The organism is Anaerolineales bacterium (genome assembly GCA_016928575.1).
Lineage (GTDB): Bacteria > Chloroflexota > Anaerolineae > Anaerolineales > RBG-16-64-43 > JAFGKK01.
Genome location: JAFGKK010000064.1, coordinates 37,078 through 60,040 on the forward strand (window position 1 = coordinate 37,078; position 22,963 = coordinate 60,040).

A 22,963-nucleotide genomic window follows, 5' to 3' on the forward strand; every position below is an offset into this window, starting at 1 on the left:
TCCGTTTTTTTCTTCCGGGCGGCCCATCCTCCAGCCGTCGGTCATCCGTAATAGGTATGAAAAAAAAACTAATGCGAGATCAAGAAACAGAGAGAGAGGGGATCGGGAGGAGGGAAGGAGGTGACAGAGGACCGGACGGCGAGCGATTGCGCAGACGTCTTCATCATCATTGCCTTCTTCGCCGCGATCCATGTAGAATTCACAGAACGCCGGAGAGGGAGGTTTTTCATGGCCAAATACGCCCTGTGCATCGGCATCAACAATTACCCTGGCACCGAAAGCGACCTGGCCGGGTGCGTCAACGACGCCCGCGATTGGGAAGCCGCCTTCAGCGAACGCGGCTTTTCCGTGCGGCGCCTGACCGACCGCCGGGCGACCGGCAAAGCGATGCGCGCGGCCATCCGCGGGATCGTCTCGGGCGCCGAGTCCGGCGATCTGATCGTCGTGCATTATTCCGGGCACGGATCGTTCGTGCCCGACGAGGACGGGGACGAACCGGACGGAACCGACGAATGCCTGTGCCCGTACGACGTCCGCGCCAAGGGCGTCATCACCGACGACGAACTGTTCGAAATGTACGGCGCGCGGAAGCCGGGCGTGAGGCTGGTGATGATCTCGGATTCCTGCAATTCCGGAACGGTGGCGCGGTTCGTGCGGATCAGCACCCCGCCCGCCACCGGGGGGAAAACGCCTCCCCGGCGGCGGGTGCGCTTTCTGCCGCCCGGCGCCTTCCTCTCCAAGCGCCAGACCCAAAAATTCGGCATCCGGCGCGCCATCCGCCGATCCAGCCCGCCCGGGCGGAACGGCGGGCTGCTCCTCGCCGGCTGCCAGGATGCGGAATACAGCTACGACGCCTGGTTCCGCGGCCGGCCGAACGGCGTGTTCACCTTCGTGGCATTGCAGGCGCTGGCCGCCCTTCCCCAAGGGGCGACCTACCAGGATTGGTACGCCGCGATCCGCGAGGTGCTTCCTTCGCAGCAATATCCGCAGACGCCGAACCTTTACGGAACCAAGAGCATGAAGCGCTGGCAGGCGCTCGTCTGACCCGCCTCGGGAAGCAATCCTCCGCCGCCGATTGATCCAAACCGCGGGCAGAGTCCGCTCCCCCGCTCTCCTTTTCCCCCGTCATCGCCCTCCGCGAATGGGGTATACTGCTTCCCGGCGCCGCATGCCGGCGCCGTCTTTTAATCCGGCCGCAACCCCCCCGGCCAATCCGCGTTTGTGGAGCAAACCGTGAGAAACCACCCGAAATACCGTTGGGGAATATTGGTGTTCATCGCTTTCACCCTCGCGCTTGTGATCACCGGGCCGGGATCCAGCCTGGCGGTTCTGTTCGACGAGATCGGCCGGGATCTGAACCTCAGCCTGGTCCAAATCGGGATGATTTGGGGAAGCGGTTCTCTGCTGGCGATCTTTTCCGGATCCCTCGCCGGCGCGCTGATCGACCGCTTCGGCCCCAAACGGGTGCTGATCGCCGGGATTCTTTTGCTCGGGACGGCCAATGCGGTGCGCGCCCTGGCTCAGGATTTTCCCGCGCTGTTGTTCATCGTCCTCATGGCCGGCGGCGTGGTTCCGATGGTTTCGACCAGCGGTTTCAAGATCAGCGGAATCTGGTTTCACAAACAGTTGGGGACGGCCAACAGCGTGGTCTCGATGGGAATGGCGGGCGGCATGGTGCTCGGATCACTGCTGGGCGCCTCGGTTCTATCCCCGGCGTTGGGCGGCTGGCGCAACACGATGCTCTTCTTCGGCGGGCTGGCGGCGCTGATCACCGTGCCATGGATTTTGATTAATCCCTTGCCGGAACAAAGCGCGGCCGGCGGCAAGCCGGCGGCGGTCCCCATGCGCCAAGCGCTCGCCCACATTTTCCGGCAGAAGAGCCTTTGGCTGCTGGGGCTGGCCTATCTCGGAGTCGGCGCCTGCCAGCAGGGGATCTCCGGATACCTGGCGCTCTATCTGCGAAGCATCGGCTGGCCGGGCGCGCGGGCGGATGCGGCCGTCTCGCTGATTTACGTCGCCAGCCTGCTGCTCATCCTGCCGATCGGCTTCCTCTCCGACCGCCTGCCCTCCCGCAAGACGATCCTGCTCGCCACGCTGGCGCTGATGGCCGCGGGCAGCGGCTGGCTTCCGGCGGCCCAGGGCTGGGCGGTTTGGGCGGCGGTCGTGCTGGCGGGGATGACGCGCGATGGAACGATGTCGGTCCTGCTGACCGTCACGATCGACGACGAGAACGTCGGGCCGACCTACGCCGGCACGGCGACCGGGTTCGCGATGACCTTCTTCTTTATCGGCGGCCTCATCTCCCCGCCGCTGGGCAATATGCTGGCCGGCATCGCCCCCGGCGCGCCGTTCGTGTTCTGGTCGGCGGCCGCCGGATTGGGATTCGTCAGCCTGCTCTTGGCGAGATCCAGCCGGATTTCAGCCGCGGGCGCAGCCGTTCCAGCCAGACGGTAGACGGAAAATCCGAAACACGCCGGGTTAATCGAAACCGCCGCGAAATCACGCGGCCTCACCCGCCTTGGCCGGGTTGCGGATCATCCTCGCGGTACGCGGACTGCCCGTGCTGGACGCCGCCGCCGGGATATTCGCCGTATCCGTTCACCTGATGATGATGCGCGACGGATCGTAATCCCCGGCGCCGGAAACGGCAGTCGAATCCGAAAGTGTAAGGCCGGTATTCTCCGGCACCCCGGGCGGATTTGTCGTCGCTTTCCTCCATAAAGGATCCCAGGCCAACCCACCCCTCGGCAACGCGCCGGCGCGAGACGCACCCGGCGGGTTGCCGAGCCTTTTTGGGCCGCGGGTGCAGCGATGGGAATCGCCAGCCCGGCGTTCATCCGGCCGCTCCTTCGCGCCGAATCCCTTCCTCTGCCTCCCGCCTACGCCTTGCGGCTTCCTCCCGCGCTTGCCACACCTCCGCCGCGGATCCCGGCTTGGGATTCGCTGATACAATCCTCAGCCAAGCATTCGCGCCCCGGATTCCATAACTCGACTGTCGGGAGGCCGGCATGAAGAACTTGCGGTGGGTTTTCATCCTCGGCGGCGTCATCGCCGTGGTCAGCTTCACCGTCAGCATCCTCGGCGTCGCCCAGGAGGCGGATTGGTCTGCGGTGCGCGAGATGAACATTCCCCGGATGCTGGAAACGGAAGAGTTGTTCCCCATTCCGGTCATGCTCATCGGCTTGGGAATCACGCTGTGGATGCTGCACCACTTCTACCGTCTGATCGTCCCGCCGACGATCAAGAACGGGGTGACCGCCGATGCGCGGGTGCTCAAGGTGTGGGATACCGGCACGACGATCAACGACAACCCGCAGATCGGGATGCTGCTCGAGGTGAAATCCCCGTCCGGCGAGGTGTTCCAGGCCGAAGCCAAGACCCTGGTTTCGCGGTTGAACGCCGCGCTTGTCCGGCCCGGGATCACCGCCCAGGTGGTGTACGATCCGGAGAAACCGAAGCGCATCCAATTGAAGGAAGTGCATGTGCAGAACCCCGCGGAGGAAAATTCGGTGGCGCGGATGGAGGAATTGGAAACCCTGCGAACCAAGCGCTTGATCACCGAGGAGGAATACCAGGAGAAGCGCAAGCAGATCCTCGCCAACTTGTGAGCATCCGCAACGCCCAACGGTTTCGGTCGTCGCGATGAGAAAAAACCCTGTACCCCGCCGGTCGGCCGTCTACGCGCGCAACCTGATCCGCTTTGCGGCGGGAACGCTCGCGGCCGGGTTGCTCGTCGCCTTCTACGGCATCCTTCCTTTCCAATACGCCGAAGGCCGCGCCCATCCCCCGCGGTTGCCCGTGTGTTGCGCCACTCCGGCGGATTGGGAAATCCCGTTCGCAGAAATCGAAATACCCTCCGAAGCGGGGATCCTCCTGCGCGGCTGGTACATCCGCTCGCGCAACGGCGCGGCGGTGATCGTCGCCCACGGGCTCGGCGGGAACCGGATTTCGGTCTTGCCGCAGGGAATCGCGCTGGCCGAGGAGGGATTCGGGGTCCTGCTGCTGGATGCGCGGGCGCACGGCGAGAGCGGCGGCGAGACCGTCACCTTCGGCGGCGGGGATATCCTTTCCGCCGCGGCGTTCCTGCGGGAGCAGGAGGACGTGAGCGGGAAGATCGGCATCCTGGGGATCTCGCTCGGCGGATTGCAAGCGATCCAGGCCGCGGCCGCGGAGGAGGACATCGCCGGTGTGCTCGCCGACGGCGCCGGTCCGAATGCGTTCGCCGACGTGCCGGTCTGGATCTCTCCGATGCGCCTGCTCGAGCTTCCCTTCCAATGGGTCGGCTTCCAGGTGTGGAAGCTGCAGGGTGTGCCGGGTCCGCTGCCGGTGACCGAAGCGCTCGGCCTCATCGCGCCGCGGCCGGTGCTGCTGATCTCGGGAGCGCGGGGCGATTACGAACGCGAGATGCAGCGTAAATTCCTCCGCGCCGCGGGGGAGAGCTGCACCCTGTGGGAAGTGCCGGAGGCCGGCCATACCGAAAGCTGGGACAAAAGAACCGGCGAATACCGGCAGCGAATGATTGCTTTCTTCCGGGATGCGCTTCTATCCATTTGATCGTATATCGTGGAAGCAAAGGATGGAAAACCCATGAATGCAGATTCCGCAACCAACCCGCAGTTCCCGGTCAAGCTCCGTCTCGCCCCCGTTCTGGCCTGCTCATGGGCGATCGTGATCGGCATGGCCGTGATGTCCGCTGCCGGCCTGCTGTTCCCTTCCGCGGTGTATCCGAGCGACGAATTCCGGAAAGCGTTCCTCCCCAACGACGCGGCGAACCTGATCATCGGCCTGCCGATCCTGCTCGGGTCGATGGCCTTCGCGGCGCGCGGGAAACTCGCCGGGCTGCTCCTGTGGCTGGGCGCGCTGCTGTATATCTTCTACAACTACCTGATCTATTTCTTCAGCATGCCGCTCGATTCAGCCATCCCGGCCTACCTCCTGCTGGTGCTGTTATGCGGATACGCGCTGCTCCGGCTGCGGCACGGCATCGACGGGGAAGCGGTGCGGAACCGGCTGGCCGGAGCCGTCCCCGAACGACTCGCCGGCGGGGTGCTGGCCGTCCTGGGAGCCCTGTATTTATTCCTGGCCGCGGGCAAGATCGTCGCCTCGATCGTCCGCGGGCCGCTCCTGACGGATACCGAGCTGGCGCTCAACCTCACCGACCTCGCCGTTTCTCCGCTGTGGATCCTCGGCGGGGTGATGCTCTGGCGCCGCAAGGCGGCCGGATACGCCTTTGGGTTGGGGCTGCTCTTTTCGCTTAGCATGCTGTTCGTCGGATTAATCTTCGTGTTCCTTCTGGAACCGTCGCTCACCGGCTCCGCGTTCCGCGCGGCGGATACGCTGGTGATCCTGGCCATGAGTCTGATCGTGTTCGTGCCGTTCTTCCTCTTCCTGCGCGGAGTCGTGCGGAGTGATCGGTCGAGTCCGAAAAATCCTGTCCGCGAGTCATCCTAAGGCGTGGCGGAGATCCTTCGGACGTAAATACCGCGTCCTCAGGTTGACATGGTATGAATGAGACTTTGGCCCTGCATTCCCGGGCCTCAGAAACCTCCATCCAAGGAGACCGCAACAGCCGATTGGGAGGTGCCGCATGAAGATTCTGGGAATCTCCGGAAGCCCAAACCCGGGCGGCAACACCGCCTTCGCCGTCCGGCATGCGCTGGACATCCTCAAATCCGAAGGCGCGCATTGCACCTTTCTTTCCCTGGCCGGGAAGGAGATCCATCCCTGCACCGGATGCTGGGCTTGTCAGAAGGCGCGCGAATGCCGCTACGACGACGATATGGCCGAAATCCTTGCGGCGCTGCGAGGGTGCGACGGGCTGATCCTCGGCTCTCCGGTATACTTCGGCATGGTCTCCGGCATCCTGAAAAACATGATGGACCGCACGGTTCCGCTGCGGCCGGCGTACGACCAGGACCTGGAGCTTTCCGGGAAGGTCGGCGGCGGGATCGCCTGCGGCGGCTTCCGCAACGGCGGCCAGGAGACCACCCTGCAGAACATCCACACCTTCCTGCTGCAGCAGAACATGCGGGTGGTGAGCGACGGGCGGGGGTTCAGCCACGCCGGCGGAACGATCATGGGCGAGGCGAAGACCGACACGCTCGGCCTGCGCACCGTGGAGAACCTGGCGCGGAACATGTACCGGATGCTCAAGCACACCGCGGCGGCGAAGTGAATCCGCAAAGGGAGCCTTGAAAGACGCGAATAAAATAAACCAAGCGCCCTCAGCGCTCTTCGTGCCCATCGAGGATACCAAAGGAGAAACGGAATCATGAATGCAGCCGGGAAATTGAATCTCGGCATCGACCTTGCCAAACCGATGACCCGCGACGAGTATCATGAGTATTGGAGCCGGATTGCGCGGGTCGAGATCAAGATGATACAAAAACGCGGGGAGTGCAAACACTACCTGGGCGACGTTTTCTATTATGAGAATCCCTACCTGTGGCCCGCGGGCGTGTGCCCGGCGCTGCTGCACGTGATCGACCTGTACGTCTGGCGGGCGGCGCTGGGATTCCCCTCCTGGAACGAGGAGGATCCGCGCGTTCACCGGATTCACTGCCCGGACCACACCGGCACGATTTAGGCGGTGCGAAGGGCGCCGCCTCACCCCCATCCCCCGGCTCCTCCCCCCTCTTCCGGATTGACTCCGGGAGAGAGGGAAGCGGTGCAGGGGTAGGAGGCGAGGGATGAAATACAAACACACCAACATCATTTCCAAGGACTGGCGTGCGCTGGTGCACTTCTATGAGGAAGTGTTCGAATGCGTCCGCGTGCCGCCGGAGCGGCACATGGCGGGCGAGTGGCTGGAACGGGGGACGGGCGTGCCCGGCGCGGCGATCGACGGGGTCCACCTGCGCCTGCCCGGATGGGGCGAAGCGGGACCGACGCTCGAGATTTTCCAGTACGCCCGCAACGAGCCCAAGCCCGCGCCGGCGGCCAACCGCGAGGGCTTTTCCCACCTCGCCTTCGAAGTGGAAAACGTCGAAGCCTGCCTGCGGGCCGTGATCGCCCGCGGCGGCCGCGCGATCGGCTCCGCCGTCTCGCGCACGGTGGAGGGCGTGGGCCGGCTGACGTTCGTCTACGCCGCGGATCCGGAAGGCAACATCCTGGAGCTGCAATCCCGGGGGTAAGGCGGGCAGTCCGCGCCTGACCGGTATCGTCCACCTGACAGGTGTCGGACACCTGTCAGGTGCAGGCCGCCGGTTTGCCTCGGCCGTCGGCACCGGATCAGAATCCTCGACATCCGGTAACGCCCAAAGTCTCCGGCGCCCACTTTTCCAATATGGCGCCGAAAAAGAAATTCGCGATTGTCATTGCGCACAGCCAAGAAGGGCAACGCCCCCTACGTTCGCCCCCACTCCCCCCGGCAAAGAGCATGCCGAGGGCGGGCGCGAGGACATGCTCGCAAAACCGTTATCCATAGCCCTTTCCGCTTCCCGCCGCCGGATTGCTCATTTCACGAACGGGATGCTCAGCGGGTAGTGGACGGGCTTATCCGCCAGGGACCGCATGGCGTTGACCACGCCCTGGAAGGCGCAGAAGACTCCGATGAAAATCGCGGGCATCGGCAGGCACAGGGTGGCCGCCAGGAACAGGCGCGAGCTTTCCATTTCCCGCACGAGCCCCTCTCCCGCGAAGATCAGCAAGGCGGGGTAGAGCATGAGCAGGAAACCGGAGGCGGCCAGCAGCAGGATCATGGTGATCTGGAAGTTCAGCACCAACCGCCCCTGTTGGTCGATCCGGCAGGAGCGGTTCTTCATCCACGACCACAACAGCAGCGGAACGAGGAAGACGCAGGCGATGCTGCTCAGATGGAGGACCGTCAGCCACAGGTTTTCATTGGCCGCATTCTCCCCGCCGAAATCAAACTCGAGAGCCGCACCCAGGCAATGCAGGGTGTAGGCCCGCGGATCGACCTCGCCGCTTTCGATGCGCTGGATGGTGCGCGGGCTGACTTCGCAACGCTCCGCCAACTGCTCCTGCGTGAGGCCCTTTTGCTGGCGCAATTCCGCGACCCTCAATCCAAGTTCGGTCTGGTTCATGTTTTTTCCCTTTCGTTTTGCCCCTATTCTAGAAACCGCCTCCGGAATCGCAACGCCGTGGATACGACATTTATACGACATTTGCCTTCCGCCCGCGATCTCCCCGACTGGCAGCACGCCGCCTGTCTGCCGCCGGAGAGGCGGATCCGGAGCAGGGAGGGGCGTTCCGGTCTGCGGAGGGCGCGGCCGCCCACATCGGTAAAAATCTGTTTGGCCGTCCGCCTGGGATTCGGTAAAATATGCGCTGTCAAATCCCATGCAAAATGTCATTGAGTGCCTGCAATGAGGCCCGGACCCGGCGCAGCCTGCATCCGGGTTGGGCAGGAATGCATCATGGGGCCGGGCGTGCGCCGCCGGCATGCTGGAGAGGATAGACCATGGCCAAAATCGCGCTGATCGGATACGGCCGGATGGGCCGGACGGTGCGGCAGTTCGCGGAAGCCCGGGGCCACACGATCACCGCCGTCGTCGATCCCTTGGGCGGCGGGGAGTGCCGCAAGGAAATCACCGCCGAGGCGCTCGCCGACGCGGAGGTGTGCATCGACTTCACCACCCCGCAAACGGCGGTGGAGAACATCCGCTGCGTCGCGATGCTGGGCAAGAACATGGTGATCGGCACCACCGGCTGGTATAATCGCATCGAGGACGTGAAACGGACCGTCGCCGAGCACAAGGTCGGGCTGATCTGGTCGGGCAATTTCTCGCTCGGGGTCAACGCGCTGTTCCGCATCATCGGCTGCGCCGCGCGGATGTTCGACCGCCTGCCGGAGTACGACGTGCTCGGCCACGAATTCCACCATAAAGGCAAAGCCGATTCCCCCTCCGGCACGGCCGCGATGCTGGGGAACATCCTGCTCCAAAACATCGCCCGCAAGCGGCGGCTGGTAACGGACAAACTGGACCGCAAAATCGAACCCGACGAAATCCAATTTTCAAGCACCCGCGGCGGCGCGATTCCCGGCACGCATCTGGTGCTGTTCGACAGCCCGGTCGACACGATCGAAATCCGGCACACCGCCCGCGGCCGCGAGGGATTCGCCGCCGGCGCGGTGACGGCCGCCGAGTTCATCCGCGGTAAAAAAGGGGTCTACTCGATCGACGACCTGATGAACGAGGTCCTGGGCCCCGCCGATCCCCCCGCCCCATCCGCGAAGAAAAAATAAAAGGAGCGATCCGATGAATCTCCGAGGCACCTACACCGCCATCGTCACCCCCTTCACCGAATATGAGAACGTCGACGAAGGGGCGCTCAAGAAGCTGATCGACTTCAACCTGGCCGGCGGCGTCACCGGGATCGTCCCCTGCGGTACCACCGGCGAAAGCCCGACCCTCACCCACGACGAGCACGACCGGGTGATCGAGCTGACCGTCGAGCACGTCAACGGGCGCGCGCTGGTCCTGGCCGGCACCGGCTCCAACTCCACCCGCGAGGCCGTCCGCCTCAGCAAGCACGCCCGCAAGGCCGGCGCCGACGCGCTGCTCCTGGTCACGCCCTACTACAACAAGCCCACCCAGGAAGGCATGTACCGCCACTTCCGCGAGATCGCCGAAAGCGTCTCGATCCCCTCGATCATCTACAACATCAAGGGCCGCACGGGCGTGAACCTCGAAACCGACACGCTGGTGCGGCTGATGACCGACTGCGCCAACGTCGTCGGGGTGAAGGAAGCCTCGGGCGACTTGAACCAGATGAAGGACGTGATCGCGCGCAAGACCAAGGAATTCTGCGTGCTTTCCGGCGACGACAACATGACCATGCCGCTGATCAAAGCCGGCGGCGACGGGGTGATCTCGGTCGCCAGCAACATCGTCCCGGAGAAGATGTCGAAGATGGTGGCCCTCGCCCTGGAAGGCAAGACGGCCGAGGCCGAGGCGCTGGAGAAGGAGCTCGCCCCGCTGTTCGCCGTCGAGTTCGTCGAGACCAACCCGATCCCGATAAAGTACATGCTCTCGCTCAAGGGCATGTGCCAGGAGCGCTACCGATTGCCGATCTGCGAGCTGCGCCCGCCGAATAAGGAAAAGGTCCAGGCGGTGATGAAGCAGATGGGTCTGCTGTAGGACTCTCCACATTCCACCCTCCTCATCCTTCTCCCCCCACCCCTCCTCCTTCTCCTGGCATAAGTCAGGAGAAGGAGGAGGGGTGGGGGTGGAGGATGAGGAAGGAATTGCGACGCGACGATGAACAGGCCCCTGCCCTTCACGCTGGACCGGATCCGCGAAATTGCCCGCACCCACCCGACCCCGTTCCACCTCTACGACGAAAAGGGGATCCGCGGGGCCGCGCGGCTGCTCAAGGCCTCGTTCTCCGGAATCCCCGGCTTCAAGGAATTCTTCGCCGTCAAGGCCCTGCCCAACCCGTTCATCCTTAAGATGTTAAAGGAAGAAGGCTTCGGCGCGGACTGCAGTTCGCTGGCGGAACTGCTGTTGGCTGAGAAGGTCGGGATCACCGGCGGGGACATCATGTTCTCGTCGAACGACACGCCCGCCCGCGAGTACGTCAAGGCGCACGAACTGGGCGCGATCATCAACCTCGACGACATCAGCCACATCGACTTTCTGGAACAGCACGCCGGCCTGCCGGAGTTGGTCTGCTTCCGCTACAACCCCGGGAGCGCGCGCCAGGGTAATTTCATCATCGGCAAGCCGGAGGAAGCCAAATACGGCTTCACCCGCGCGCAGTTATTCGAGGGATACCGCCGGCTCCAGGCCAAGGGCGTGAAGCGTTTCGGCCTGCACACGATGCTCGCCTCCAACGAGCTGGATTACCGCTACTTCGTGGAAACCGTGGAGATGCTCGCCGACCTGGCGGCGGAGATTTCGCGCGATCTGGGGATCGAATTCGAATTCATCAACATGGGCGGCGGGATCGGCATCCCCTACCGGCCGGAACAATGCGCCGTGCCGTTCCATCAGATCGCGGAGGAAGTCCACGACCTGTACGAAACACGGTTCGTCCGCGGCCTGCGTGCGCCGCGGCTCTACATGGAATGCGGCCGGGCGGTCACCGGGCCGCACGGGTATCTGGTTTCGACCGTCCTGCACCTCAAGCACACTTACAAGGACTACGTCGGGCTCGACGCCAGCATGGCCAACCTGATGCGCCCAGCGCTCTACGGCGCCTACCACCATATCACGGTGCTGGGGAAGGAAACGGCGCGAGCCGATCGCGTCTACGACGTCACCGGCTCGCTGTGCGAGAACAACGACAAGTTCGCGATCGACCGCAAGCTGCCGGAGATCGAGCCCGGCGACGTCGTCGTAATCCACGACACCGGCGCCCACGGCCATGCAATGGGCTTCAACTACAACGGCAAACTGCGATCGGCCGAGCTGCTGTTGCGCGAAGACGGCGCGGTCGTGCAAATCCGCCGGGCGGAAACGCCGGAGGATTATTTCGCCACGCTGGATTTTAAAGAGCTGGAGAAATTCAGACCGTAAATCTTCCCTCGCCATCCCATCCTACCTTCCCCTGTCCCTCGCTCCGCTCAGGACTTTCCCCCTCCTCCCTTCCCGTAAAACGGGAAGGGAGGAGGGGGAAAGAGAGGGAGGCAGGATGGGAAATGGTAAATCCGAGGTTCCGCATGGTCAAACGCAACCCGAACATCGCCAAACTTCCGGCCGGATATCTCTTTCCCGAGATCGGCCGGCGGCGGCGCGCCCTGCTCGAAAAGCATCCCGACGCCAAGGTCATCAGCTTGGGGATCGGCAACACCACCGAGCCGCTCACGCCGCACATCGCCGCCGGCCTGCGCGACGCGGCGGTCCGGCTCGGCACGCCCGAAGGGTACTCCGGCTACGACGACGACCCCAGGGGCCAGGCGCTGCTCCAGAATCTGAAGGCCAAGATTTCCGAAAAGTGGTACCGCGGCCGGATCGCGCCGGAGGAGATCTATATTTCCGATGGGGCCAAATGCGACTGCAGCCGGCTGCAGATTCTGTTCGGCGCGGGAGTCTCGATCGCCGTCCAGGACCCGGCCTACCCGGTGTATGTCGACGGCAGCGTCATGATCGGCGCGACCGGCGCGCACGATCCGGACCGCGGCCAGTTCGAGGGCCTCGCCTACCTGCCCTGCACGCCGGACAATGGATTCTTCCCCGATCTCTCCGCCGCCCCGCGGACCGATCTGATCTACTTCTGCTCGCCCAACAACCCCACCGGCGCGGTCTCGACCCGCGAACAGCTTAAGCGGCTGGTGGATTTCGCCAAGCGCAACGGGTCGATCGTCATCTTCGACGCCGCTTACGCCGCCTACATCCGGGACGACCGTCTGCCACGCTCCGTCTTCGAGATCGAAGCCGCGCGCGAAGTCGCGCTCGAAGTCAACTCGTTCTCCAAGTCGATCGGATTCACCGGCGTGCGGCTGGGGTGGACGGCCATCCCGAAGGAGCTCGCCTTCATCGACGGGACGCCGGTGGGAAAGGACTGGGGCCGGGTGACGAGCACCGTCTTCAACGGCGCTTCGAACATCGCCCAATATGGAGGGCTGGCGGCGCTCGACGACGAAGGGCTCGCGGAAATGCGCGGGACGGTCGGCTACTACATGGAAAATGCGCGGATTATTAAAGCCGGATTGACCGGGTTGGGGTGGAAAAGCTACGGCGGGGTCGATTCACCTTACGTGTGGGCGGAATTCCCCGGGCGGAAATCCTGGGACGTATTCACCGAGATCCTCGAAAAGGCGCATGTGGTCACCACGCCCGGCTCCGGCTTCGGCCCCGCCGGGGAAGGGTTTCTCCGCTTCAGCGCCTTCGGCCACCGCGCCGACGTGGAGGAGGCGGTGGCAAGGTTAAAGGAGCGGCTGTAGAAAAATCTGCCTTGCCGCGCAGCGCCCCCCCTGCAACCTCCAAATCATTTTCTTCCACAACCGACCCAGCCCCCATCCCTTACCCTTCCCATACTGGGAAGGGGGTTATATATCCGATCCCAAATAACAAATCCCTGAGGTGGGAGGAGGGGTCAAGGTCGGCGATACGTTACTCCGCCCCAGCCCCCATCCCATACCCTTCCCCCTTCCCATACTGGGAAGGGGGAAGGGATTTATGCATCGGAACTCTTTCAGTTAATCCTTGGGGGTAGGAGAATGGGTCGGATCCGCTGCGCGCCCAAATGCAGAACGATCCGGGGAGGAGCATTTTTACTGCACCACTTCCCCGTCGCGCAGGCGGATAACCCGCTTGCCGTAGCTGGTCGCGTCCTCGGAGTGCGTCACCATCAGGATGGTGATCCCCTTTTCGCGATTGATCGCGCGCAGGAGCGAAAGGATCCCGTCGCCGGCGCGGCTGTCGAGGTTGCCAATCGGCTCGTCGGCGAAGAGGATGCCCGGCTCGTTGATCAGCGCGCGGGCGATCGCGGTGCGCTGCTGCTCGCCGCCGGAGAGTTCGCGCGGCGTGTGGCCGCGGCGTTTGAGAATCCCCGCCGCCGCCATCAGTTCCTCGGCCCGCGGGAGGACGTCCTTCTTCTTCTTCCCCTCCAGCAGCGCGGGCAATAGGATGTTCTCTTCGAGCGTCAGGTTGTCGATCAGGTTGTAGGCCTGGAAGACGAAGCCGATGTCGCGCCGGCGCATCCGGCTCTCCCGCTCGTCGTCGAGCGTCCGCATCTCCACGCCGTTGAGCCGGATCGAGCCTTGAGTCGCCCTTTCCAGCCCGCCCATCAAGTAGAGCAGCGTGCTCTTGCCCGAGCCCGAAGGCCCCATGATGGAGATGAAATCTCCCCGTTCGACTTCCAGGTTGACGTTCCTCAGCACCTCAACCGAATCTTCCGCCAGTCGGTAGGATTTGTAGACGTTCTTCACTTCGATCGCGATGGTCATGATGTTTTCCTTCGATCTGTTCTTTTGAAATCGAAACATCTGAAATTGCAGCCACTCACCCTTCCTGTCCATCCTCACCCCCATCCCCCGGCCCCTTCCCCCTCTCCTGGCATAAGCCAGGAGAGGGGGAAGGGGAGAAGGGGATGGGGGTGAGGAATGTAAAAAGTCAGGAGAGGGAAAAGCCCATCCTCAAGCGGAGCGAGGGGAGGGATGAAGGATAGGGGTGAGGATTGAATTCGCCCATCGTCGGGTCACTCGTACTTGAGGGTTTGGACCAGGCTGAGCCGGTCGATGCTCATCACCGGGACCGCCGAGATCGCCAGCATGGCGAGGATGCCCGCCGCGCCCATCGCCGCCATCTCCTTCGCGGCGAGCATCACCTCGACCTTGCCCCACATCACGCTCACCACCGCCGGGATCCCGGCCGACATGACCAGCGCGCAGGCCAGCCCGAAGGCGGTCCCCAGCACGCCCATCGCCGCGGCCTCGGCTACCAGCATCCGGTTGAGGCTGCGCTTGCTCATCCCGACGCAGCGCAGCATGGCGAAGGAGCGCTTGCGCTCGAGGAAGCTCGCCGCCAGGTTGTTGACGATCCCGAGGATGCCGGTCAGCAGGGCCAGCTGGGCGTAGGTGTTGATCGCGGTGAAGATCCCCACGACCTTGTCGGCGTTGGCCTGCATCAGCTCCCGCTTGGTGTCGATCCGCATTACTTCCTTGCCCAGCGCGCGCAGGATGTTGTTCTTGACGGAATCGGCCGAACCCGCCGCCTTGATGTAGATGTAGTCGTAATCCGAGACGCCGGCGTCCGCGCGGAAATTGGCGGCGGAAATGTAACCGACGTGCCCGATGCCGTCGTTGGTCTCGACGAAGCCGGTGACGGTGTACGGAACCGTCCGCTCGCTGAATTGGATGCTGAGTGCGTCACCCGCCTTGAGGCCGAGTTTGTCCTTGAGCACGTTGGTGAGGATGATGTTGCGGCCGGCGGAAAGATCCGCCAGCGCCGGCCCGACGGCCTCCAGCCCGCCGACCCGGTTGAACTCGAAGAAATCGGCGTTCTCGATCCCGTAGAGCACGTTCAGGTAGACGCCGCGATCCGGCAGGGCGAAATAATACTGGTGGCTCCCGGCCGTCGCTTCGACCCCCTCGACCCCGGCCAACGCCGCCAGTGTCTCCGGATCGGAATGCCTCAGGGTCAGGGAGATGTCGTAGCGGCAATCCCGCTCGTAGGATTTTACGAGGTCCGCACCCATCGTCCCGAACAGCGAGGCCATGAAGGCGACGATCGCAATCGAGGCGGAAAAGAGCTGGATGTTGTTCATCAGGCTGCGGTTGTCGTGGATATTGCGGATGCCGAGGACGATCTCTTGGCCGAGGCCGGGTATGCGCGCGGCCAGGCGGGCGGCGTGGCGGGTGAGGAACGGGATGAGAAGGACCAGCCCCGCCAGCGCGCCGGCGACGAGGGCCGCCGCGGCGATCATCCCGGCGAACGAGCCCGGGAGGAGCGGTGTGACGAGGGGGCAGGCGGCGAGGAGCGCCGCGCCGGCCGCCCACAAGCGGGAGGGCCGGCTGCGGCCCTTGCCGGGCTCGTTGAGGATGATGTTGCGGATGGGGATCTTCGTCATCCGCAGGATGGGGACGACGGCGCCGGCGGCGGTGATCGCCGTCGCGGCGGCGACCGCCGTCAGCGCCTCGCGCGCGCCGATCACGGCGGCGGTGTTCAGTACGATGTCGTCGCCCGCGGCGTAGCGGGATTTGATGAACTCCAGCACGCCGACTCCCAGGACGCATCCGGCAAGCCCGCCGAGCGCGCCGAGCGCGGCGGCTTCGCCGATCAGCACGGCGTTGATCCGCCGGCGCGTGGCGCCGACGCTGCGCAGCGTGCCGATCAGGGGGATCAGCTCGAGCGTGATCAGGTGGAAGGCGGCGAAGATGATGAACATGCACATGAACACGACCGCCGCCGAGGAGATCCAGAACGGCATCACGTAGGTCTGCGTTTCGGAGGCGATCATCGATTCGTTGACGCCGTACTCAACCCGGTAGCCGGGCAGGTCCGCCGTCAGTTGCTCCTTCACAGCCTCCACCTGCGAGCCGTCCCTAAGCTTGAGGAAGAGGATGTTGCATTCGCCGCCGAAAATCCGGGCCAGCGTCTCGCGCGGGGCGAGGAGAAAGCCGCCGTCGGCGAGTTCGCGCAGGAACAAGCCCCTGGGCGCGGCGACCCCGGCGATGCGGAAATCGTACTCCGCGTTGTTGAGCTCCAGGCGCATCACGTCGCCGGTCCTCAGGCCGTAGAGGTCGGCGTAGGTCTGCCCGATGATGACGGTGTTCCCGCTCCACTCCGCAAACGCGCCTTCATGGAGCGTGAGCGGGTTGCGGCGGTCGAACTCGGCGACGTCCACGCCGAGGATCGTGAACCAGTGCATCTCCGGCCCGCCGGGCGCGTAGAGCGCCTTCTGGCGGACGGCGGGCTGGGCGTACTGGAACCCGCCAGCGTAGGCCGCGAGCCGGGCCGGGTCGATCCACTCCTCGGCGCCGACCGCGTTTTGAGTCTCGACGATCAGGTCCGAATCGCCGCTCCAGCGGACGCCGGATTCGTAGAACCCGCGCTCGACGGTGCGGGCGAAGCACTCGTTGGCGAACACCAGCGCCGCGGAAATCGAAATCGAGAACAGCACCAGGAGGGTGCGGGCCTTCTTCTCGAGCAGGGATATCAGGAACGGTTTGACGATCACGGGTTTCCTCCGCGTTAGGTTTCCGGCCCGCGGGCCGGGCGGCGGTTTCGGTGCCGGCAATCGATGCTGAGTTGTAGAAGGCGGTCGAGCAGTCCCGCAGGCGTTCCTCTTGCGGGACGGATCCCCGGCCCGACCCAACCGGGGCGGGCGAAACTACAAACACACGTTTCGTGCTGACCCATAATTCCGGTATCAGTGGATTCTTATTCTTCAAACAGGCAGGATCGGCGGCTCCGCCACGTATTTTTGGCATGGGACCGGCTGATTGAATAAGAAATACGGTAATATTTACCGCGGATGTGGGCTTTCCCCGGCCTCAGGCAGATCCTGATCGCCGATTCGGGCCACCCAGCCAAAACTCACCCGCCCTCTTCCATTTTCCTTCTATATCGTTTCCGCTATATCCATAAGACAGGGCCTTGGTCAATTTGTTTCGGCCGATCTTATTCCGGCCGGACGTTCCTCGGGATCCCCGAAAGTAATTCGCGGCGCCGCATCGGATAGATCTAGGGAATTACCACCCATCACGCATCCGGTTCTGCCCCCGGTCAATGGTTCTCCTATTCAGAGGGGGACCTCCGGCATCGCACAAAAGGATACTCTCTATACCATCTTGTGAAATCAAGACCGGCCCGCAGGATGTCAGTGGGACCGGTCTACTTCAGGGTTGGCATGGTTTGTTTTTTTTTCGGGGTGTCGAATTTGGCCGGTCAGGCAAACCGATTTCTTCCAGGCAGATCGATACCATCCTCACCCCCACCACCCCCACCGACCGGCTATGCGGCGGCCGGCCCGGCACACCGCCCAGAATCGTATGAATCGGCGGCGACACGCCGGAGTTGCAGGCGATGTACCGGGACGCGTCTTACTCCGCGAGCGGTTCCGGGAAGTCCGGTTCGCAATGCTGGGCGGGACGATCGGCTTGAGCCCGCCGCCCCACCGGGCTTCGGCCGGGTTGTTCTTGCAGCAGCGGACGGCGTTCGGCCAATGATGAACCGCTGCACGGCAAGCCGCGCGGCAACTATGACGGGAAATGCGAAGAACCGGATCCGAGCTGTGGGAAATAACCATCCCGCGAAATCGGGAAAAATTGGGCGGGGCCGCGGTGTGACCGCTCCGGTCGCGGAAACATGGGAAGGGCGGTTGATCAGCCTCGAGGATTTTCCGGGGCGTATCCCCGGCCAGACCGGCGGGCTTGACGAGGTGGGCTCGACCGTTTTTTTCAGCACCCGGACAGCGTGAATTCTGCCGGAACCGGGTAAGGATCGGTGCAATGTTCCGCGGGCATCTTCTTGACAAAGCGAAAACCCTATAGTAATATCTTTAAGTCTTTGCTTAATAACTAAACCGCATGAACAACTTCCTGGATCAGATTTCGGTCACTTTCAAAGCCCTTGGAGACCCCCAAAGGTTAAAGATCCTGCGGTTGGTGGCCACCAAAAAACACGATTTTTATGTTTCCGAAATCGCCAAAAAGCTGGGCATCACCAATTCCGCGGTTTCGCAGCACTTGAAAGTGCTGAAAAACGCTAGAATCGTGGAACCGGTGAGGGACGGATTTCACACGTATTACCGGATGCGGAAAGGTGCGGTCGCAGATTTCCGGAAGAACATCGACCGGTTGATTCGAGTCGGGTTTCTGGACTGTACGTTCGACGGTCCCTGTTCGGAGTGTCCGGATAAAAAGCGCTGCCTGGAAGAGTAATTTTTTTGTCATGCTTATTAAGTATTTAATTAATCTCTATATGTGTTCGGCGGGGGCGTCCGCCGCACGGGTGCGGCCATCCGCAGGCTTCTGTGCCGGGGAGGGAAGGAAAAATTCCAACGGGAGGTGCGTGGTGAACAAAAGAAAGGGAATATCGTTTTGTCCATACGCGTTTTTTAAAAAGGTAGGGCGCCGGGCGGAATCATTTTTCACGACCCCTGCCAACAATCCGGTGATGCTGATCCTGTGGCTTTCGGTGAGCGTTGGGATCATCTTCATCGCTTTGGATATTCTGAAATTTCCATTTGTCACGTACGATCGCGCGGGGTACCTCCTCTGCCTGGGGGATACGCGGCATACCGTAGGGGTGCTGGCCGCCTTGGTTTGCATCCCGCTTTGCGCGGCGAAACAGCGCCTGGGGTATTACGCCGCTTTAGCGTCCGGCGCGATCCTCTTCCTGCTTTGCTCGTCGCATGCCGTGTATATGCTTGCGGCGCAAACCCACCGTTTCGAGGATCAAATTCACGGCCCCATCCTTTGGGCTCTGGTGCAGATTCCGATTGTTGTGTACGCCTACAAATCTATACGGGAGGCCGGGAAAAATGGGTGAAGTGATGAGCCGTCTGGAATTTTCTGTTATGGCGTTGGCGTTTTCGGTGCGGGACGCCGTCCGAAGACCGAAGAAGGTCCTCGCGCAAACCGGCATCCGGCCGGGCGATCAGGTTCTGGATTTCGGCTGCGGAACCGGCAGTTTCTCGTTTGCGGCGGCCAAGATTGTCGGCGACCGGGGGTTGGTATACGCCGCGGACATCCTCCCCCTGGCGGTGGAAAGGATTGCCCTACGCCTGCGGAAGAAAGGGGTACGCAACATCCAGCCGCTGTGTACCGGCTGCGACACCGGCTTGAAGGAAGCCAGCATGGATGCCATTTTGGTTTTCGATACGTTTCATATGTGCGATGCGAAGGAACAAATCCTGCAGGAGTTGTTCCGGGTGCTGAAACCGGACGGCTGTTTATATTTCAGCGATCACCATATGAAAGAGAAGAATATCCAGCTGGAACTCACCCGGTCCGGATTATTTCGCCGGACGAACAAGAATCCGTTTTTCCAGACGTTTCTCAAGACCGGACCGTCCGGTACGCCCGGTCTTCCGGTTGCGCGGAAAACGATAATGGAAACGGCGCAACCGGCTCCGGCCGCCTGAAACCGGTCCGTCTCCACGGGCGCCGGCCGAAGAGATTCTTACCGCCTCCATCGTCCGGCGCGGGCATCCGCTGCACCCTCTGCTTATCAAGAAGCGGAAAGCCGTTGCCCAACGACGAATCCCGGGCAACAGCTTTCCGCCGGATTGGCGAGATTCCCGCCGGGGACGGGTGCGGAAAGGGGAAAGTCACACGTCCATCAATAGCATGAACGACATCAAAATCGCATCCATATCCACGAAACTAATCATACCTATTGGAATCCAAACCGCGAGCGGATGATGGTTTCTCCGCACCGGGCATTTGCGGTGCCTTGTTTTCATCGCAGGGCTACGGATACCGTCGCGCCGATACCCACCGTGCCGGGATAGGTTCCCAGCAAAACGACGCGCTGATTCCACAGGACGCCTTGGATTTCCGTCCTCCAGCCCTCCAAGGCGCCTTCTACGAGCCCCTTCGGCCGCCGCGCCGGCGTGGAGGATGCGGTGAGATAAATTCGGGATAAGTTATGGGGGTTGGGGACTCTTTTTTCTGCGAAGAGAATAATCCATCCACCATCCTTCATCCTCTCTGCCCATATCCGATCACGAGCCAAGCGATCCGAAAGGATGACAAACCGGACCGGCCAGTTCGATGCTTACAGGAATGAACCCTTTTCATCCCCATCCGTCCGGATTTGGATCCGCAGAGAGTCATCCCGATCGGATCGCCTGCATGATAGTCAACTCGTAAATCCGGGCCATGGTATCGATCGGGGTGCGCATTTTTTGATCCAACCACCACTCAAACAGGCCGATCACGCCCACCGCCATTTGATGGACCATGATTTCCGTCGGTATCTCCGGGTGGAGCTGCCGCACGCCGTGCCGCCGCATTCCCCGGTTGATGTGCTCGATCAGCACCTTTCGGAGTTTCCGGGTGAAGGCATGGTTTTGCAGAATGCTCCGGAAAACCGCCTCGTTTTGTTTTACCTGGGAGAACGCCAGCCTGCCTTCGTTCCGGAAATGGTCTTCGCCGGACCCGCCCGCCGGATCCTCCATGCTCTGGGTGACCCGGTCGAACAGCTCCAAGAGAAGATCATCCTTGCTGTCGTAATGGCGGAAGAAGGTCGCATACCCGACGTCGGCCTTTTCGGTGATCTCCCGGATGGAAATCGAATCGTACGGGCGGGTCGACGCCAGCTCGACGATCGCGGCCGCCAGCGCGCGCCGGGTTCTTTTTATCCGTCGATCGTCCGCCACGGCACCTCCCGATATGATCCAGTTTCCGCTTTTTCGCTCATAGGATAGAAAACACACCAAATGATTCTTTACTTTTTAAGCCCGTTCAGAATAATATACACTATATCATAATATCTACTTAATTCAATAACACCTCGACTACATCACAATCCAAAGGAGACCTTTCCCGATGATACCGACCGATGTGTTTTGGAGCCAAATCGCCGCGTTCAATTCCTCCACCTGGGTAGTTCAAGCCGTCTGGCTGGCCGCCGTGCTGGCGGCGGGGTGCCGGGTATTCACACGCCCGGATGCGCGCTGGAATGCCGCCCTGAAGTTGCTGCTGGCGGTCGCTTTTTTATGTGATGGTATCGTATTCTTTCTGGTCGCCGCCGACGGGGCTTTCTATGATTATTTCGGCGCTCCGCTGTTCATACTCATCGGGGCTCTTTTCGCCGCCGACGTCTTCCGCAACAAGATTGAATTCAGGCTGCCCGGCGGCGGTTTTACGCGGGGGATGTTGCTGTTCTGGATTTTAGCCTGGCTGGCTTATCCTTTTGCCGGCATGGCGTTCGGCCGTACTTTTCCACGGGTCTGCACCCCGATGGATGCATGCCCCCTGACGCTCCTCTCCATCGCCCTGCTCGCGGCCGCCGCTCCGAAGATCAGCCGAGCCGTGTTCCTCCTGTTGCTGCCCTGGGCGCTCCTGGCGCTGCCCAAAGCGTTGGGGATGTACCAATGTTACGAAGACGGCATCCTCTTTCTTTCGGGCGTATATGGAGTGATCGTGCTGGCGGCGAATTGGAGGCCGCGCCGCGACGCGGCCCGGAATTTCTGCGGGGCGCCGTCCTCCAAGGCCGCGATCTCCGGCCGGGGGGAATTAGTCCGCATATCGGAAGCGCGAAATCCGGCCCGGCGCTCCCGGGCCAGGACATCCGACCTCGTGGTCAAGGGGCGAAAAACCGGTTCTTCCGCTTCGCATCGCCCTTCCGGTTTCCTTTATTCTTCTCGTTTCCCCCCCCCTAAAATTCACCTCCCCCCATCCCTATGGGATGGGGGGAGAGGAGCCTTTCCCTGAAATGACGGAACCCAGGGGGGAGGGTAATCGAACCATGTGCGTAAGGAAGCACCTATTTCCCCGGATCCTTCGAGGTGAACACCTTTTCATTTTTCGCTTGTTTTTTTCGATCAAGACCAATATTCCCACTCCCACGGTAAAACCGTTTGGGTGCTTACTGCCATCGGTAGTGGCTTTGGAAGCTAGCAAAAACATTTGGTCGCCGATCGGTTGGTGTTTGATAGTAAAAATCCGGAATCTAGTGATGAGGAAAGCCCCCGCTAAGGGTTTGAAGAAGCGTTTCGGGTTTTTTCACGCCTGAAAAATCGGAAAGAATGGGGGCTGGCGGCGAAACGGCAGATACTGCTCAATGACGGGTTGCGGTGGGTGATATCTTCCGCGTGGATTTTAAAGCTTATCTAGGTGGAGAAACCGAATAGAAAACCCCGCCGCCGATCCCGGACTGACCCGACGGCCTGCGCCCCTTCCTCACATGCTCTGCAGCAGGGCAAACGCCGCCGCCAACGCCAGAATGATCAATCCGATGAACACAGCCAGCCAAGTGGAATATTTTTGACGCATGCCGGTTTTCCTCACACCAGATCGAACTGTTCGGAATGATAATCCCCGGGCGGGAAGCCCTGGGCGGCGAGCGCCCGCTCGACGGCGTCCATCATCGGGCGGGGGCCGCAGACGAACACTTCGACCGCGTTGCGCCGTCGGGTTTTGGGCAGATGGCGTTCGAGGATCTCCCGGGTGATGAACCCCGTCTCGCCGTCCCACTCCGCGGGCGGCTTCTCCAGCACGTGCACCACCTTCAGCGCCAGCGTCTCCGGCATCCGGCCGATCTCCTCCCGGAAGGTGACGCTCTCCCAATCCCGGTTGGCGTAGAGCAGGGTCAGCGGCCGTTGTTCGCCGCGCTGCGCCAGGGTGCGCAGCATGCTGATGATCGGCGTGATCCCCACGCCCCCGGCGATGAAGACAAACTGCTCCGCGTCGGGGTGCCGGTCCACGCTGAAGTGCCCGAATGGCCCGTCCACATACACCTTCCGTCCGGGGGTCAGGCGTTTGATCTGCGCGGTGAAATCGCCGAGCTCCTTGATGGTTGCAAATTCCGGTCAATTCGGCCACCGATTCCGGTGTAATCCGGCCGCCCCATACCAACCCTCCATCATCAGCGACGAGATTGTA

The 22,963-nt window shown here is 62.3% G+C and carries 21 protein-coding genes; 16 read left to right on the top strand and 5 right to left on the bottom strand.

Features of this window, described 5'->3' with window-relative positions:
• The first annotated feature begins 228 nt into the window (after positions 1-228).
• The 8 genes from JW929_08460 to JW929_08495 all read left to right on the top strand — a co-directional run bounded on the left by JW929_08460 (position 229) and on the right by JW929_08495 (position 7,133).
• Complete coding sequence (locus JW929_08460) at positions 229-1,044, top strand: caspase family protein (protein ID MBN1439426.1); 816 nt, start codon at positions 229-231, stop codon at positions 1,042-1,044.
• 189 nt (positions 1,045-1,233) lie between these two features.
• Entirely contained in the window at positions 1,234-2,454 is a 1,221-nt protein-coding gene (locus JW929_08465) for an MFS transporter (GenBank protein MBN1439427.1), read from the top strand.
• A 554-nt stretch (positions 2,455-3,008) separates the two neighbouring features.
• Positions 3,009-3,608, top strand: a complete 600-nt coding sequence (locus tag JW929_08470) for an SHOCT domain-containing protein (GenBank protein ID MBN1439428.1) — start codon at positions 3,009-3,011, stop codon at positions 3,606-3,608.
• A gap of 34 nt (positions 3,609-3,642) precedes the next feature.
• On the top strand, positions 3,643-4,554 hold the full coding sequence (locus JW929_08475) for an alpha/beta fold hydrolase (GenBank protein MBN1439429.1): 912 nt from the start codon (positions 3,643-3,645) through the stop codon (positions 4,552-4,554).
• Between the two features lie 33 nt (positions 4,555-4,587).
• The gene (locus JW929_08480) at positions 4,588-5,451 is read left to right on the top strand and encodes a hypothetical protein (GenBank protein MBN1439430.1); all 864 of its coding nucleotides are present in this window, start codon (positions 4,588-4,590) and stop codon (positions 5,449-5,451) included.
• 136 nt (positions 5,452-5,587) lie between these two features.
• Positions 5,588-6,175, top strand: a complete 588-nt coding sequence (locus JW929_08485) for a flavodoxin family protein (protein MBN1439431.1) — start codon at positions 5,588-5,590, stop codon at positions 6,173-6,175.
• 96 nt (positions 6,176-6,271) lie between these two features.
• Positions 6,272-6,586, top strand: a complete 315-nt coding sequence (locus JW929_08490) for a hypothetical protein (GenBank protein ID MBN1439432.1) — start codon at positions 6,272-6,274, stop codon at positions 6,584-6,586.
• 103 nt (positions 6,587-6,689) lie between these two features.
• On the top strand, positions 6,690-7,133 hold the full coding sequence (locus JW929_08495; GenBank protein MBN1439433.1) for a VOC family protein: 444 nt from the start codon (positions 6,690-6,692) through the stop codon (positions 7,131-7,133).
• A gap of 321 nt (positions 7,134-7,454) precedes the next feature.
• On the opposite strand, the gene JW929_08500 is transcribed toward JW929_08495, so the two are convergent.
• Positions 7,455-8,045 carry a helix-turn-helix domain-containing protein gene (locus JW929_08500; protein MBN1439434.1) on the bottom strand — a complete coding sequence of 197 codons (591 nt, stop codon included), beginning with the start codon at positions 8,043-8,045 and terminating at the stop codon, positions 7,455-7,457.
• 377 nt (positions 8,046-8,422) lie between these two features.
• Between JW929_08500 and dapB the strand changes: the two genes are divergently transcribed.
• The 4 genes from dapB (at position 8,423) to JW929_08520 (ending at position 12,850) form a co-directional block, all read left to right on the top strand.
• The gene (gene dapB / locus JW929_08505; protein ID MBN1439435.1) at positions 8,423-9,208 is read left to right on the top strand and encodes a 4-hydroxy-tetrahydrodipicolinate reductase; all 786 of its coding nucleotides are present in this window, start codon (positions 8,423-8,425) and stop codon (positions 9,206-9,208) included.
• A 13-nt stretch (positions 9,209-9,221) separates the two neighbouring features.
• A complete protein-coding gene (locus JW929_08510) occupies positions 9,222-10,103 on the top strand; it encodes a 4-hydroxy-tetrahydrodipicolinate synthase (GenBank protein ID MBN1439436.1) in 882 nt (293 codons plus the stop codon).
• 120 nt (positions 10,104-10,223) lie between these two features.
• Complete coding sequence (locus tag JW929_08515) at positions 10,224-11,483, top strand: diaminopimelate decarboxylase (protein MBN1439437.1); 1,260 nt, start codon at positions 10,224-10,226, stop codon at positions 11,481-11,483.
• Between the two features lie 122 nt (positions 11,484-11,605).
• Complete coding sequence (locus JW929_08520) at positions 11,606-12,850, top strand: LL-diaminopimelate aminotransferase (GenBank protein ID MBN1439438.1); 1,245 nt, start codon at positions 11,606-11,608, stop codon at positions 12,848-12,850.
• 330 nt (positions 12,851-13,180) lie between these two features.
• Here the strand turns inward: JW929_08520 and JW929_08525 are convergent, their stop codons facing one another.
• Entirely contained in the window at positions 13,181-13,855 is a 675-nt protein-coding gene (locus JW929_08525) for an ABC transporter ATP-binding protein (GenBank protein ID MBN1439439.1), read from the bottom strand.
• Between the two features lie 251 nt (positions 13,856-14,106).
• Entirely contained in the window at positions 14,107-16,587 is a 2,481-nt protein-coding gene (locus tag JW929_08530; GenBank protein MBN1439440.1) for an ABC transporter permease, read from the bottom strand.
• 1,351 nt (positions 16,588-17,938) lie between these two features.
• On the opposite strand from JW929_08530, the gene JW929_08535 reads away from it, so the two are divergent.
• From JW929_08535 to JW929_08545, 3 genes are all read left to right on the top strand, one after another.
• The gene (locus JW929_08535; GenBank protein MBN1439441.1) at positions 17,939-18,292 is read left to right on the top strand and encodes a winged helix-turn-helix transcriptional regulator; all 354 of its coding nucleotides are present in this window, start codon (positions 17,939-17,941) and stop codon (positions 18,290-18,292) included.
• Positions 18,293-18,425: 133 nt separating this feature from the next.
• Entirely contained in the window at positions 18,426-18,902 is a 477-nt protein-coding gene (locus JW929_08540) for a hypothetical protein (GenBank protein ID MBN1439442.1), read from the top strand.
• Complete coding sequence (locus JW929_08545) at positions 18,895-19,497, top strand: class I SAM-dependent methyltransferase (protein MBN1439443.1); 603 nt, start codon at positions 18,895-18,897, stop codon at positions 19,495-19,497. Before JW929_08540 ends, JW929_08545 begins: the two co-directional genes overlap by 8 nt.
• 690 nt (positions 19,498-20,187) lie before the next feature.
• Here the strand turns inward: JW929_08545 and JW929_08550 are convergent.
• Positions 20,188-20,736, bottom strand: a complete 549-nt coding sequence (locus tag JW929_08550) for a TetR/AcrR family transcriptional regulator (protein ID MBN1439444.1) — start codon at positions 20,734-20,736, stop codon at positions 20,188-20,190.
• A gap of 169 nt (positions 20,737-20,905) precedes the next feature.
• Between JW929_08550 and JW929_08555 the strand changes: the two genes are divergently transcribed.
• A complete protein-coding gene (locus tag JW929_08555; protein MBN1439445.1) occupies positions 20,906-21,793 on the top strand; it encodes a hypothetical protein in 888 nt (295 codons plus the stop codon).
• 572 nt (positions 21,794-22,365) lie between these two features.
• Here the strand turns inward: JW929_08555 and JW929_08560 are convergent.
• Positions 22,366-22,812: a hypothetical protein gene (locus JW929_08560; protein MBN1439446.1), complete on the bottom strand. Its 447-nt coding sequence runs from the start codon at positions 22,810-22,812 to the stop codon at positions 22,366-22,368.
• Positions 22,813-22,963: the final 151 nt, after the last annotated feature.